The organism is Erythrobacter sp. SCSIO 43205 (assembly GCF_019904235.1).
In the GTDB taxonomy this organism is placed as follows: Bacteria; Pseudomonadota; Alphaproteobacteria; order Sphingomonadales; family Sphingomonadaceae; genus Erythrobacter.
The window spans coordinates 1,783,527-1,798,445 of record NZ_CP063202.1; the positions used below are offsets into that span (position 1 = coordinate 1,783,527).

Annotated in this window: 9 protein-coding genes; 8 read left to right on the forward strand and 1 reads right to left on the reverse strand. The window is 58.0% G+C overall.

Annotation, left to right across the window (positions count from 1 at the left end; genetic code table 11):
• The first annotated feature begins 112 nt into the window (after nt 1-112).
• From INR77_RS08320 to INR77_RS08355, 8 genes are all read left to right on the forward strand, one after another.
• Nucleotides 113-1,093 (forward strand): hypothetical protein, encoded by a 981-nt coding sequence (locus INR77_RS08320; protein WP_223070623.1) that lies wholly within the window; start codon nt 113-115, stop codon nt 1,091-1,093.
• Between the two features lie 33 nt (nt 1,094-1,126).
• Nucleotides 1,127-1,612 (forward strand): hypothetical protein, encoded by a 486-nt coding sequence (locus INR77_RS08325; RefSeq protein WP_223070624.1) that lies wholly within the window; start codon nt 1,127-1,129, stop codon nt 1,610-1,612.
• 109 nt (nt 1,613-1,721) lie between these two features.
• Nucleotides 1,722-2,840 carry a hypothetical protein gene (locus tag INR77_RS08330; protein WP_223070625.1) on the forward strand — a complete coding sequence of 373 codons (1,119 nt, stop codon included), beginning with the start codon at nt 1,722-1,724 and terminating at the stop codon, nt 2,838-2,840.
• A gap of 44 nt (nt 2,841-2,884) precedes the next feature.
• Entirely contained in the window at nt 2,885-8,113 is a 5,229-nt protein-coding gene (locus tag INR77_RS08335; RefSeq protein ID WP_255573703.1) for a hypothetical protein, read from the forward strand.
• Nucleotides 8,114-8,145: 32 nt separating this feature from the next.
• Nucleotides 8,146-10,380, forward strand: a complete 2,235-nt coding sequence (locus INR77_RS08340; RefSeq protein WP_255573704.1) for a DUF11 domain-containing protein — start codon at nt 8,146-8,148, stop codon at nt 10,378-10,380.
• Between the two features lie 88 nt (nt 10,381-10,468).
• Nucleotides 10,469-11,212, forward strand: coding sequence for a trehalose-phosphatase (gene otsB / locus INR77_RS08345; protein WP_223070627.1), 744 nt, complete (start codon nt 10,469-10,471; stop codon nt 11,210-11,212).
• Nucleotides 11,213-11,218: 6 nt separating this feature from the next.
• The gene (locus tag INR77_RS08350; RefSeq protein WP_223070628.1) at nt 11,219-13,042 is read left to right on the forward strand and encodes a glycoside hydrolase family 15 protein; all 1,824 of its coding nucleotides are present in this window, start codon (nt 11,219-11,221) and stop codon (nt 13,040-13,042) included.
• Nucleotides 13,039-14,430 carry a trehalose-6-phosphate synthase gene (locus tag INR77_RS08355; protein ID WP_223073486.1) on the forward strand — a complete coding sequence of 464 codons (1,392 nt, stop codon included), beginning with the start codon at nt 13,039-13,041 and terminating at the stop codon, nt 14,428-14,430. Before INR77_RS08350 ends, INR77_RS08355 begins: the two co-directional genes overlap by 4 nt.
• Here the strand turns inward: INR77_RS08355 and INR77_RS08360 are convergent.
• Entirely contained in the window at nt 14,427-14,888 is a 462-nt protein-coding gene (locus INR77_RS08360; RefSeq protein ID WP_223070629.1) for a response regulator, read from the reverse strand. The genes INR77_RS08355 and INR77_RS08360 overlap by 4 nt on opposite strands.
• Nucleotides 14,889-14,919 lie beyond the last annotated feature (31 nt).

Here is a 14,919-nt window from a genome sequence, read left to right on the forward strand (position 1 = left end):
AAATTAACCGAAAATCTAAATCCCCGAAAAGCGCAGAAATCCTAGCGTTTTACGCCGTTTTACATTTGGTCATAACGAGTTGCTAACCATTACTGAGTAGTTGCCTCTAGGTATGGATACCAAGGCACTCACTCGCTCGCTCTTCGCCACATCTGTTTTGGCGACGTTTACCTTTGCAGCCCCGGCACTTGCCGAGGGCGTCACTGCAGGGTCACTCATCGAAAACACCGCTACAGCCACCTATGAGGATGGCGAAGGTGAAAAATCGGTCGATTCAAACACTGTCACACTGACAGTGGATGAGTTGCTCGATGTGACGGTGACCTCGCTTGATGGCGGCCCGGTTGCGGCCGAACCCGGCGAGGCCGTGCTCACATATGAAGTGACCAATCAGGGTAATGGCCCGGAAGCTTTCACACTTATTGCAGACCCGGCTGTTGCCGGAAATAACTTCGACACAACCGTCAACCTCATCGCAATCGATACCAACGGCAACGGCGTTTATGACGACGGGGTCGATGAAGTTCTCACCGGCCCTGAGACGACCTCTGAATTGGCAGCTGACGAAGCGGTCACCGTTTTTGTCGTGGTTACCGTGCCGGGCGGCACAACCGACGGCGACACCAGCCAGGTCGAGCTTCGCGCAGATGCGGCGACAGGGACAGGGGCACCGGGAACAACCTTTGCCGGCGCAGGTGTCAATGGCACCGATGCGATTGTCGGCACGACAGGCGCCTCAGCGATTGCCAATGGTTCGCTTGTGATCGGCCTGACCACGGTAGAACTCACCAAGGCGGTGAGCGTGGTTGACCCATTTGGCGGGACCAGCGTGGTTCCGGGCTCTGTCGCGACCTTTACGCTTAGCGCTGAAGTTTTAGGCGATGGGACGCTTGATGCGCTTGTCATCACTGACGCCATCCCTGCCGACACGACTTACGTCGATGGCAGCCTCGCGCTTGATGGCAACCCTCTCACTGATGCAGCCGACACCGATCAAGGCACCGCCTCTGATGCGAGCGGGATCAGCGTCGACATCGGCACGGTCGCTGGCGGCGATACTTACGAAGTCACTTTTGACGTCACGATCGACTGACGCACTCAACTTTAGGAACCAAGGACAAGGTCCATGAAATTGTTCACGAAAATTCTCGCAAGTTCACTGCTCTTCGCCTCTGTGTCTGTGGCTGTCCCAGCCACCGCGCAAGAGGCGAGCGCGGTTGTGGTGACGGGCGATGTGAAACAGGTTGAAGTGTCCACCGATGCCAATGGCGAAGAGGTCACGAAGCTTGTCGACCTTGGCGTCACTGTGCCCGGCACGCGTCTCGTCTTTCGCACCAATTACGAGAACACGACCCAAGAGGTCATCCGCAATTTCAAGCTGACCAATCCGATCCATCCATCGGTGCGCCTTGCACCTGATGCAGACGGAGATCTCACCGTATCGGTTGATGGCGGCAACACCTGGGGGCCGCTTTCTTCGCTTAGCGTTTCTGGCGAAGATGGCAGCGCTCGCAGCGCGACCCATGCTGATGTCACCCATGTTCGTTGGACCATCGCCGAAATCGCGCCGGGCGCCGGCGGACAAGTTCAAATCCCTGCGATCATTCGCTGACGCGCGGGAGAATTCACCAGCTTAGCTGTCCTCAACGGGGGGGAGCAAGCCGCCAAGCCTTGTGGGCGGTTAATTTGACACAAGGCGCACTCGCAAAGGACCACTTGCAATGAGACAATCCACCCAATTGCTGGGGGCAGTCAGCGCGGTCGCGCTTATTGCCATGTCCAGCACGCCGGCTTTCGCAGTCGGCACAACAGCCGGGGACACGATCACCAACACGGTGAGCGTGACCTATCAGGTTGGGGACAATCCCGACACTGAACAAGAAGTGACGGATACAGACACTTTTACCGTTGACCGCGTGGTCGATGTAAACGTTAATCTGACCAGCGCGACCCCAGTGACGGTTGCACCAGGTCAGGTTCAGGCTGTTCTTGCCTTCGACGTGACAAACCTGTCGAACGATACGGTTGACCTTGACCTTTCAACCGTTCTGACCGCCGGGACCGCTGCCAATATCGACAACATCACGATCTATCGCGATGCGAACGGTGACGGCGTGCTTCAACAGTCCGAAATCGACGCTGGAGCGATCACTTTCCTTGATGAAGTGGCTGCCGACGATGGCACGGGCGCTCAAACTCTCGAAGTTATCGTTGTTGCCGACATCACGACCGATGCGGTCAACGGTGATACATTCGACATCGTTCTGATAGCTGATGCACACGAAGCTGGCTCTGCTGGCACTCTGGGTGCAGAAATCACGGCGACAAGCGGCGCGAATACTGATGGCGTGGACACAGTCCTTGCCGATGGTTCGGGCACGGCCGAAGAAGCGGCAAATCAGGGCGACCACTCTGATCTTGGCCAATTCTCGGTGGCTGGCGCGCTGGTTTCGGTTGTGAAATCAAGCCGTATTGTCAGCGATCCTGTGAATGGCACGACCAACCCGAAGGCAATTCCGGGTGCCGTGATCGAATATTGTATTGCTGTCACAAACGCCAGCGGCGCTGCTGCTGCAACCGCCGTCACCGTGAGCGATGACCTTCCAGCGGACGTGACCTTCACGGCCGGCTCGGGCATCTTCGTTGATGGTACAGCCACCGTTGACACCTCTGGCCCAACGCCTGTCGCAACTTGCTCGGGTGGTTCAGACGGTGAAGGAACCACCGCAAGCTTTACAGCGGGCGGCGGCACTGGCGGTCTCGACCTGATTTCAGGCGATCTGTCAGACATTCCGGCGAGCACCACCCGCTCGCTCTATTTCGAAGTCACGATCAATTAAGGTCGCTCGGACTTAGAAATATGACTTTGCGTGTGTGCTCCTCTGTGAAGCGCCTGGCAGCAGCACTCGGTGTAGTGCTGCTGCCATTCGGCGTGTTCGCAGGGAGCGCAAACGCGCAAAACACCGATGATGCGCAAGTTGTTGGCACCATCACCAATACAGCGGAGGCCAGCTGGCTGTTTGAGGGGCGCGAGCGCGAAACGGTCTCCAATACGATTGAATTCGATGTCACATTGCCCCCACCAGAGATTCGGGCGCTTCGCTCGACCCCTCAGGGCAATGTTGACCTCAATTTTCGCGCACCTTTGTGCGTTGCAAGCGGGCAAGGCCCCGCTGCGATAGGCGGCGCGCCGCCCACATCAATCGCTCTTACCCCGGTAGAAGGCATGGCCGAGGTCACCTCGATCATTCGCCCTGGCCAAACCATGTTGTTCGAAATCACCGCGCTTGAGGCCAATCTCGATAAGACGGCGGTCGATAGCATGGATGTGACGATCACCACGTCGACCGGTGACGAAGAGAGCATGACAATTTTTGAAACCGGCGAAAACACGGGCGTTTTCGTCGGACAAATCGGCACAGCGCGCATTCCACCAACCCCTGCGGGCGGTGATTGCCAATTGAGCATCAATAACGGCTCGATGATTTCGATTGAGGGCTTTTTGCCCGGTGAAACGACGGTAATCGTCGAAACTGATGTCGAAGTTCTCGCCGATCCATTTGGCGTCGTGTTTGACAGTGAAACGGGCGAACCTGTTTCCGGCGCGCGTGTTTCGCTGGTCGATGCAGTCACCGGCGCGCCCGCTACCGTCTTTGCCGAAGATGGTGTAACCCCTTGGCCATCAACAGTTATTTCTGGTCAGCCGATCAGTTACGGCAATGGCCTTATCCACACGCAGGAAGCAGGCGAGTTCTGGTTCCCGCTCACCAATCTTGGCGAATATCGCCTTTTGATAGAGCCGCCAGAGCCTTACAGCGCGCCATCGGTAGTAAGCCGCACAAGCCTGGCACGGTTGACGCGACCTGATGGGCGCGCTTTCGTCATTCTTGACGCATCTTTCGGGCAAAGTTTTACTTTGACCGATCCGACCCCGGTGCAAGTTGATATTCCGCTCGACCGTCCAGGCGAGGACATTGGCCTTGTCAAAACCGCGTCGCGAGATCGTGTGCAGCCCGGTGATGTGGTGTTCTATTCGATCACGGCGAGGAACGATACTGCTCGTCCACGCCGCGACGTGGTGCTGACCGATACGCCATCGGCTTCGCTGAGGTTCCGCCCTGACAGTGTGCGAATAAACGGTGCCGAGGCACCGCAGCAGGTCGCATTTGCGCCTGATGGAAGCGCGCTTACGGTGGCTTTGGGCGACTTGGCTGCGGGCGAGGCGGCGCGGGTTACGTACGCCATGACGGTTCGTCCCGACGCATCTCCGGGCACAGCTTTGAACGATGTTGTCAGCACCGATTCCGTTGGCCGTCGCACGCGCACCAATGTCGCAATCGAGGTCGAGCGTGAGACAATCGCGGACCGTATGACAATCATTGGCCGCATTACCGCTGGTCCGTGCTCTGTGCGCGGAACCAAAGATGCCCCGCGTCCCGGCGTTCCCGGCGTGCGCGTAGTTATGGAAGATGGCTCATACGCGATAACCGACGCTGATGGCCGCTATCACTTTGAAGGCGTTGTACCGGGCACTCACGTAGTGGCGGTTGCACCCATGACGGTTCCTGAAGGCGGCGAGCTTGTGAATTGCTATCGCGACACGCGCAACGCAGGCAGCGCAAGCTCGCGCTTCGTCATCGGGCAGGGCGGCTCGCTCGTTGTGGCCGATTTCGACATCGCTTTTCCTGAAAGCACCGCTACCGCTGCTGAGCAGGCGCTTGCCGCTCTGTTTGGCGAAGCTCGCCCCGATGGCGAGGCTGCGCGTGCAGTCAACGCAATCGCTGGCGGCTCCGGCCGTCCTCAAGTCGAGCGCGCGGGTCCATCTGTGTCAGCGGACACTCTCACGCGAGCAGGCGTTCCTGCAAGTACAGCCGAGGCAGCTGAGCGCGCCGAGCCGAGCTATGCGGCGAATACCGACTGGCTGGCGCTTGGCGATGGCGAAGATGGTTTCCTCTTCCCCGGCACCACAGCCAACCCGCGCTCGCCCGCTATTCGCGTGGCCATCCGCCATCGCCGGGGGCAACAGATTGTCCTGCGTGTGAATGGCGAAGAGGTGAGCGGACTTGCCTTCGATGGTACTTTGACGCCTGCACATGGCCGGTTTGCGGTGAGCACATGGCGCGGCATCGTCCTTGATGGTGATCGTACCGTGCTCGAGGCCGATGTGATCAACTCCTTTGGCGGGGTCAGCAAAACCTTCACCCGCGAAGTTTTCTTCACCTCGACGCCAACCCGTGTCGAACTGGTGCCAGAGCTTTCCAACCTTGTCGCCGATGGCCGCACACGTCCGGTGATCGCGATCCGCGTGCTCGACCGCAACAACCGCCCGCTGCGCGAAGGTGTGTCGGGTAACTTCACCCTTAACGCGCCGTACGAAAGCGGCGAGCAGATTGACCGTCAACAGCTCAATCAGCTCACCGGTTTCAACCCCAGCCAGGCGCGCTGGGTGGTTGAGGGCACCGATGGTATCGCGAAAATCGAGCTTGCTCCGACCATGGTTTCCGGCTCGCTGCGCCTCGACTTCCAGTTCAACGACGGCGAACTTGTGCGCGAGCAGCAGTTGGAGACATGGATTGTTCCCGGCGACATCGAATGGACGATCGTTGGCCTTGCCGAAGGCACCGTTGGCGCCAAGTCGGTGGCTGAAAACATGGAGCGTGAGGGCCGCTTTGACAGCGACCTTGGCGATGATGCACGCGTTGCGCTTTATGCCAAGGGCCGCGTGCTCGGCAAATTCCTGACCACCATCGCCTACGACAGCGCCAAGCAGCGCGAAGACCAGCGCGTGCTGGGTACGCTTGACCCCAATGCCTATTACACCGTTTTCGCTGACGCATCATCGCGCCGTTTTGATGCTGCAAGCCGCGAGAAGCTTTACGTGCGCATCGAAACAGCGACCTTCTATGCTCTGTATGGCGACTTTGAGACAGCTTTCGATCAAACCCGCCTTGCCCGCTACAACCGAACCGCAACTGGCGTAAAAGCCGAAGCGCGCGTGGGACAGTTCAAAGCGAGCGGTTTTGCCGCTGAAATCTCCAGCCGCCTGCAGCGCGAAGAGATCCAAGGCCAAGGTATTACCGGCCCGTATCAGCTTGGCAGCCGCAGTGTTCTGCCAAACTCAGAGCGTGTGACGCTCGAAGTGCGCGACCGTTTCCGTCCGGAGCTGATCGTGAGCAGCCAGACGCTGACGCGCTTTATCGACTATGATCTCGACCTGCTGACAGGCACGATCACCTTCGCGCGCCCTGTGCTGAGCCGTGACGAGAACCTCAACCCGCAATTTATCGTTGTTGAGTATGAAACGGACGGACTTGGCAATGCTGAAATGAACGCAGGCGCACGCGTCGATTGGACCAGCGGCGATGGCCGCATCCGGATCGGCGCCAATGCGATCACCGATAAGGGTGAGGGCGCGCGCACCGATATGGGCACGCTCGACCTTCGCGCCGACCTTTCCGCCAGTACGCAGGTTCGCGGTGAAATCGCGATGAGCCGCAGCGAAGGCGAAACTGCAACTGGCTGGCTTGCTGAAGTGCAGCACCAGACTGGCAAGCTCGACATCCTCGCATACGCTCAGCAACTCGACCAGGATTACGGCGTGGGTCAGCAAAACGGTGTCGATCAAGGCCGCCGCAAGGTGGGTGTCGATGGGCGCGTGTTCCTGAATGATCACCTCAGCGTGCTGGGCAGCGTTTGGCAGGACGACAGTCTCACCGACAATTCGCGCCGCCGCGCTGCACAGGCTCAAGTCAATCTGACGCGCAAGAATACCGATTTGCGCCTTGGCCTTGCCCACTTCAATGACCGTCTCACCGATGGCACGACTAACACTTCGACCGTTCTCGAAGGCGGTGTGACCCAGCGCCTGTTCGACAATGCGCTTGAGCTTTCAGCGTCGAGTGCCATCGCGCTCGACAAGGTGCAAAGCATTGACCTTCCGGCCCGTCACCGCATTGGTGCACGCTATGCGATTGCCAATGGAGTGCGTCTTGTTGGCACATATGAGATTGCCGATGGCGAGAACATCGACGCGCGCACGCTTCGCGGCGGTGTGGAAGTGACCCCATGGCAGGGTGGTCAGATCATCACCTCCATTGGTCAGGACACAATCGGCGAGCTTGGCAACCGCACCTTCACTGCCTTCGGCCTTGCGCAAACGCTGCAACTTTCAAGCGAATTTTCAATCGACGCGACCATTGACGGCAACCGGACCTTGAACGGTTCGGCTGATGTCGCGGACCTTGTGAACCCGCTTCAACCTGCGGCCACTGGTGGTCAGCTCACCGGCGTACAGCAGTTTGAAGATTTCACCGCTGTCACCCTTGGCGGCGCATGGCGCAAGGATCGCTGGAGCATCACAGGCCGCGGCGAATATCGCGATGGCGAGCTTGCCGATCGCATGGGCGCGACCCTCGGTGCAATCCGCCAGCTGGGTGAGGGCAGCATCGTCGGCTCAGGGATTACCTGGACGAAGGCCGAAGACGAAAACGGCCCGCAGGTTGAAATCATGGACGCAGCCATCGCCTTTGCTCACCGTCCCGACGCTTCTGAAATCGCCATGCTCGGCAAGCTTGAATACCGCAGCGATAAAGTCACCGGCGGCGTTGCCGGGGTGGCTGGCGGCGCAGGCGCAAGCGCGCTTCTTGTGGATGGCGATGCAACCTCGCGCCGCGTAATCGCCAGCTGGTCGACCAATTGGACACCGCGTGATTTTGACGAGGATGAAAACGGCTTTGTCACTCAATCGCGCCGCAATGAATTCGGCCTCTTCGTGGGTGGCCGCTACAATTTCGACGAATTCGAAGGCACGGAATTCTCAGGCACGACCACCTTCATCGGGGCAGATGCGCGCATCGGCATTGGCGAGAAATTCGAAATCGGCGCAAGCGCAACCGTGCGTGCCAACCTTGAAGACGATGTGACCAGCTTCTCCTATGGCCCAACGATTGGTGTGACCCCGGTCGAAGGGATGCTCATCACGGTTGGTTACAACATCGAGGGTTTCCGCGACGGCGATTTCTCAGCGGCGCGCAACACCGATAAAGGCGTGTTCGCAAGTGTTCGCATGAAGTTCGACACCAGCAGCTTTGACTTTCTGGGGTTAGGGCGATGAACAGGATGTCGGGTGTCAACTGTTGTAACGATTTGAGTAAGGTAAACGCGCTGTTTACCAAAAACCCCTATGCCAGCGTCATGTTCGCTGGGATGGAGAATTTGGTGCGCAAGGGGTTGGCGCTCGCAGGCACTTTCTTGCTTGCCGCGCTCCTTCTGCCTGCCACCGCTTTTGCTCAGTCTGAAACAGTTGATTGGGCCAATGCAGGCATACCAAGCCAGGGATCACTGCCGTCCGGGACCACCGCGACAGGGTCCGATGGCACCGTCGCGACGGTAACCTATTCGGTTCAGACGCAAGGAGGGGGCAGTTTCGCTCCCGCTTTTGCGCCCACATTTGTCAGTTATTTCAACGGCACAATCGGGGGCGCTGCGTCCCCGTTGCTTTCCGGTTTTAACAACGCCCAGTTTGATCCCGGCGACAAAATCACCATCACCATTGACCTCAGTCGTTCGGTCAGCGGATTGCAATTCTCGCTCGGCGATATCGACCAAGGCAATTACACCGACGCGGTTGAAGTATATTATGATGACGGCGCGGGCAGCGGCTTTGTGAACGCTGCGACAAATACCGCTTTCTGGACCATCGGAAGTTCGGTTGCACGCACCAATGATGCGACGGTGAACGGCTGGAGAGGTACAGGCGGTGCTGCCACGGCATCGACTGATGGCAATGTGAATTTCAATTTCGCCGGCCAGTCTGTTCAGCGCGTCCGCATCGTCTATTTCAGCTACACCGGGTCAGGCGATCCGGGGAACCAGTTCCTTGGCATTTCGGACTTTGACTATTTTGCAAGGGGCGCTGATCTGTCTTTGACCAAGACGCTGGTGGGATCACCGCCAGTGCAAGGGGGCACGGCCGTCTGGCGCTTGACCGCCACCAATGCGAGCAATTCGGACTTTGCAGCCGATGGCGTGGTTGTTGAAGACGCTTTGCCCGCTGGGTTCAACTTCGGCAGTTCATCGGGCGATGGCTCTTTCAACTCTGCCAATGGGCAATGGACCATCGGCACACTTGCACCGGGTGAAAGCGCGACGCTGACGATTTCCGGATCAATCACCGCATCTGCAGGAACAAACATCACCAATACCGCTGAAATCATAGCAAGCAGTGTCGCGGACCCTGATTCCACCCCGAACAACGGCAATAATAGCGAGGATGATTTCGCCTCCTCGACCTTCACCGTTCAATCAGGACGAGCGCCGGGCGTTCCTCCTGTGCTCGCGTGCCCAGTGGGCGTGTCGGTGTTTGACTGGGACGCGGTTACTTCGTGGGCCAATGGGTCGACCAACAACACCTATTCCTTCGGCAGTTTTGGCGACGTGAATTTCTCGCTCACCAATGACGGCGCGTATGTTAGCAATGGTATCTGGGGTGGGGATGTGCCCAATCTTGGCACTTACTTTAACGGTGGGCTTAACCCTGTCGAGGACGTGCTCCAGATCGTGTCCGATCAAGCTGACCGCTCTGGCGAGGTTGTTTTGACGATCTCATTGCCGCGCAGTTTTACCGGCCTGCAATTCTCCATCTTCGACGTTGATTTTGGGACGAACCAATTTGCCGACCGCTTGATCGTTACCGGCAGCAATAATGGCGCGAGCGTTAATCCGACGCTGACCAATGGCAATGTGAACTTTGTCAGCGGTAATTCCGTCATCGGCGATGGTGCCGCAGCCAATGATCAGGCAACCGGCAACGTCGTTGTCACCTTTACACAAGCCGTCGATACTGTCGTTATCCGTTATGGCAATGCGAACACCGCGCCTGCCAACCCCGGACAGCAGGGCATCGGGGTGCACGATTTGTTCTTCTGTTCGCCGCAGGTTGACCTGACGGTGAGCAAGGTGAGCTCGATCATTGCCGATCCGGTCAACGGGACCAACAATCCCAAAGCTATTCCGGGCGCGACGGTCGAATATCTTATCACTGTCACCAACACCGGCGTCGATGCGACTTTTGCCGATACTGTCAGCGTGCTGGACACTGGGCCAGCTGATGCAAGAATGTGCCTGATAAGCCGCTCTGGCGGGCCAGTGATCTTTAATGATCCGGGCTCCAATACCGGGCTTGGTTACAGTTTTGCAGGACTTGGTTCAGGCGCGGATAACATTGAATTTTCAAGCGACAATGGCTCTAGCTTTACCTACACGCCGGTTGATGATGGGACAGGGTGCGATGCCAATATCACCGATTTCAGAGTGAACCCAAGCGGCCCGATGGCAGGGGGCAGCACCTTCACCCTCACCGTGCGGTATGAGATTGAATAGGCGCGTAAACTGATCGCATAGCAATTCGTATTGTTGCGGTGCAGCAAGTGCATTGACCACGCACTCGTTTGCTCTAGGGTTGAGCCCCATGCGATCGGCCCTTGATCTGAGCGCGCCTCCGGCGCTGGCGACCTTGTTAGCCAAGCGACGACACGCGCTATTCCTTGATTTCGATGGAACTTTGGTGGAGCTCGCACCCACCCCCGATACGATTGCGCCTGCACCAGAGCTGGCGGTGCGCCTTGAACATCTGGCGCATCGATTGGGCGGGGCTCTTGCTCTCGTCAGCGGGCGGGCAATTACCGATATCGAGAGCCATATCGGCCCGCTTCAGCTTGCCGCAGCAGGTTCGCACGGCTCCGATATCCGACGCGCCGATGGCTCACCTTTGGGCGATGGGGCGCAAGTTTTGCCCCCTGCGATGGAAGAGGCTTTGCGCCAATTTGCCGCGCAAGAGGGGCTCGATTTTGAACAAAAGCCCCATGGCGGCGCGCTGCATTACCGCGCAAAGCCGGATAAAGCCGAGGCCGCCGATGCTTTCGCCGAAAGCCTCGCCCACGACCACGGCTGGAGCGTTCAGCGCGGCAAGTGCGTGGTGGAGATTATCGCAGGCGGCGCAGATAAAGGCAGCGCGCTCGACGCTTTGATGCAGGAAGCTGATTTTACCGGGGCAAGGCCTGTCTTTATTGGCGATGATCTGACCGATGAAGCAGGCTTTGCCGCGGCCGCGCGTCATGGCGGATTTGGAGTGCTGGTGGGAGAGCGTGATGAAACCTGCGCCCACCACTCGCTTGCCACTGTCACACAGGTTCACACTTGGCTGGAGCTTTAAAAACAGATGCCACAATCGCCCCCCCAACAATCCAATCTGGAACTTTGGCCCATTGGCAATTGCCAAGTGTCTGCGCTTATTGATGAAAGCGGGGCTTTCGTGTGGGGGTGCGTGCCGCGCGTGGATGGCGATCCGATTTTCTCATCGCTTCTGAACGACAGCCAGCGCGATGGCGGCATCTGGCGTTTTGAACTTGAGGGGCAGGTGAGCGCCTCGCAAAGTTATATTCGCAACACGCCAATTCTTGTCACCACGCTTGAGGCTGAGGACGGAAGCGCGGTTGAGGTGCTCGACTTTGCACCGCGCTATGAACGCTCAGGGCGGATGTATCGCCCGGTCGCCTTTGCCCGTATCGTCAGGCCCATCAGCGGCCATCCTCGTATTAAAGTGGTGTTGAAACCGACCAAGAATTATGGCGCAGGTCTTGCCGATACGACGCATGGGACGAACCACATTTGCTATCTTGCAGGAGCAAACAGGCTGCGTCTCTCCACCGATGCGCCGGTCGGTTACATCGAGGAAGGTCGCACTTTTCGCGTAGAAGGCGATACCCATTTCTTTCTCGGTCCCGATGAACCCTTCGTTGGAAACTTGCGCGAAACGGTGCGTTCGATGGAACAGGCGACGCGCAAATATTGGCAGCGTTGGGTGCGCGGGCTGCACATTCCGTTGGAGTGGCAGGAAGAAGTGATCCGCTGCGCGATCACATTGAAACTGTGCCAACACGAAGAAACCGGCGCTATCGTCGCAGCGCTTACCACATCCATCCCTGAGGCCGCGCATTCAGAGCGCAATTGGGATTATCGCTACTGCTGGATCAGGGACAGCTATTACACCATTCAGGCGTTGAACCGATTGGGTGCGCTTGATGTGATGGAGAAATACCTCACCTATCTTCGCAACATTATCGACGATGCGCGCTCTGGCGGTCACGGCGGGCAGATCCAGCCGCTCTATTCGGTAATGGGCGAAGGGCGGCTAGACGAGACGACTGCCTCTTATCTTGCCGGCTATCGCGGAATGGGCCCTGTGCGGCGCGGAAATGCCGCTTACAAACAAGTGCAACACGATTGCTATGGTCAGATTGTCCTGCCCAGCGTTCAGGGGTTCTTCGACCAGCGCCTTCTTCGCCCTGCCGATGATGCTGATTTCGCCAGCCTTGAAGCGGTGGGCGAAATGGCCTGGAAAATGCATGACCAGCCCGATGCCGGCTTGTGGGAATTTCGCACGCGCGAGGAGGTGCACACTTATTCAGCGGTGATGAGCTGGGCCGCGTGCGACCGTCTGGGCAATGTCGCGGCGCATTTGGGGAAAGACGAGCGCGCATCCTTCTGGCGCGAGCGGGCCGAGGCGATTGCGTCGAAGATCGAAGAAAAGGCGTGGAAGCCCGACGGGAAGGGCGCAGGCCATTATGGCGCGAGCTTTGAAAGCGATTACCTTGACGCATCGCTTTTGCAGATGGTCGAGTTGCGGTTCCTGTCGCCTGACAACGAACGTTTCCAACAAACCTTTGCAGCGGTTGAAGAACATTTGCGCCGCGGTGATCATATGCTGCGCTATGCCGCCGAAGATGATTTTGGCGCGCCTGAAACGGCGTTCAATGTGTGCACCTTCTGGCTGATCGAGGCGCTGCATCTGGCGGAGCGTAGTGATGAGGCACGGGCGCTGTTTGAAACCATGTTGAGCCATACGACCAAGTCGGGATTGCTGAGCGAAGACCTCGACTACGAAACGGGCGAACTTTGGGGGAACTTCCCTCAGACTTATTCCTTAGTAGGGGTAATCAATTGCGCCGGACTGTTGTCCAAGCCGTGGAGTGAGATGCGATAAGCCGTCTAGTTGTCATATCAAACCGTGTCGCGGTGCCCAAGGCGCGCGGTGCGGCCGGCGCGCAAGGCGGATTGGCCGGCGCTCTTAACGCAGCGCTTAAAGATCGCGGCGGTGTATGGTTCGGATGGTCGGGCCAGGAAAGCGATGAGCGTTCAGGCAATCTCGACCTGCAACGCAATGACGGCGTGACCACTGCGACAATTGATTTGTCAACGCAGGAACTCGGCGAATACTACAACGGCTATGCCAATTCGACCCTGTGGCCGCTGTTCCATTATCGCATTGATTTAGCGCGATTTGAGAACAAAACCGGCGAAAGCTACGAGCGGGTGAATGACCGCTTTGCTGAAAATGTCCTGCCGCTGATTGAGGAAGATGATCTTGTCTGGGTCCATGATTATCACCTCATCCCCTTGGGCGAACGCTTGCGCTCGCGCGGGGTGAAAAACCGGATCGGCTTTTTCCTCCATACCCCGTGGCCGCCAACGCGCCTGCTTACATCGCTGCCGTTTCATGAGCGGTTGGTGAAGACGATGCTGTCCTATGACCTCATCGGTTTCCAGACCCCTGAATGGCTGTCGAGCTTCGTGCACTATTGTGAGAATGAACTGGGTGCGCAGGTCGATCACGAGACGGGGCACATAACCCACGAGGGGCGCACCACAATTGCGCGGGCTTATCCCATCGGGATCGATTGGGAGCATTTTCAGGCGGCCGGTGCCACAAGCGAAGCGAAGGATGCAGAGGAACGCTTTTTGGATTCGATCCGCGGGCGCACTGGTATGATCGGGGTTGATCGGCTCGATTATTCCAAGGGCCTGCCCGAGCGGATTGACGGCATCGGGCGCTTTTTTGATCAACATCCCGACAGAGTGCGCGATCTTGTCTTCGTTCAGATTGCGCCGCCCAGTCGTGAGGACGTTCAAAGCTATCAGGAAATCCGCGCGGAGCTTGAACAAAAGACCGGACAGATCAACGGCGCGCGTTCTGAGGTTGATCTGGTTCCTATCCGCTATGTCAACAAAGGCTATTCACACGCTGAGCTCTTCGGTTTTTTCAGGGCTGCCAAAATCGGACTGGTCACCCCGTTACGCGACGGGATGAACCTTGTCGCGAAGGAATATGTAGCGGCCCAAGATCCCGAAGATCCCGGCGTGCTGGTGCTGTCTGATTTTGCCGGGGCAGCGTACCAATTGGACTGTGATGGGAAGGGCGCGCTGCTGGTCAACCCGCACAGTCCCGATGCGGTGGCGATGGCGATTGCCAAGGCGCTCGATATGCCATTGGAAGAGCGCAAGAGCCGCTATCAGGCGATGATTGCGACCGTTCGCGATGACAATGTGCGCGAGTGGACGACCGATTTTTGCGACGACCTGGCGGCTGCCTAGACCATGCGACGTGCGGTTGGCACTGCTCCGTTGGTAAAGCCGGAACTTTCCTGAAGATATGTTTGCAAGTCCTTGTGGCGCGGTTGATCGCTGCGCTGTGCAAGGACGCGGCGAACCCGCAAAGTCAGCCCGCGCGGATCAAAGGGTTTGCGGATATAGCCTTGGGCGCCGGCAAAGGTGGCTTGCGCCTCATCTTGCGCGCCGCTCATTGCGGTGAACATAAGGACGGGCAGGTCATAGAATTTGGGCGATTGGCGCAGCCTTCGCAAAAGCGACATACCGCTCATCCCCGGCATATCCTGATCGAGCATAAGCAAGTGTGGGCGCCGCTTTTGCAAAAGCTCCCAGCAATCCTCCGCGCTTGTGACCCAGCCGCAAGCGTGGCCAGCGTCGATCAAGACCTGACTTGCCAGCTCTGCAATGAGTTCATCATCATCGGCGATAAGAATATAGGCCATAAACGTGTCTACCAATTGGGATGGGGCGCAA